Source organism: Bacillus cereus group sp. BfR-BA-01524 (genome assembly GCF_022662595.1).
GTDB classification, from domain to species: Bacteria; Bacillota; Bacilli; order Bacillales; family Bacillaceae_G; genus Bacillus_A; species Bacillus_A thuringiensis_S.
The window spans coordinates 1-384 of record NZ_JAKUDW010000306.1; the positions used below are offsets into that span (position 1 = coordinate 1).

The following is a 384-nucleotide window of genomic DNA, read 5'->3' on the forward strand; positions in this document are numbered from 1 at the left end:
TAACCAAGGTATCATGGAGAAATTCCACTTATCTAAACAAGGTAAGTAATTGAGGCAATGACTATGAAGAAGTTAGTCGAGACGATTGTCAAGCCTCTTGTCGATCATCCTGAAGATGTAAAAGTTACACAGGAACTTTACAACGGAGAGATAAAGTATCGATTAACTGTACATCCTGAGGATGTTGGAAAAGTCATTGGAAAGCAAGGGAGAGTTGCGAAAGCGATTCGAATGCTCTTGTATTCAGTGGGACATCATAATGATGAAAAAGTAACACTGGAAATTCAATAAACGTAAAAAGGGCGAGGAGTTATTCCTCTCCCTTTTTTAACATTTAAATAGAGATTGCATGTTCCATCTATGAAATGGAGATGCTTAATTTAT

General features: G+C 36.7%; 1 protein-coding gene. It reads left to right on the top strand.

All coding sequences use genetic code 11. The features are described from left to right. Window positions 1–63: 63 nt before the first annotated feature. Window positions 64–291: a KH domain-containing protein gene (locus MR170_RS31205; RefSeq protein WP_000737399.1), complete on the top strand. Its 228-nt coding sequence runs from the start codon at window positions 64–66 to the stop codon at window positions 289–291. The last annotated feature ends 93 nt before the right edge of the window (window positions 292–384 follow it).

Excerpts from the sequence above, each read along its gene's own strand:
- MR170_RS31205 (WP_000737399.1), top strand. The coding sequence starts at position 64 with ATGAAGAAGTTAGTCGAGACGATTGTCAAGCCTCTTGTCGATCATCCT.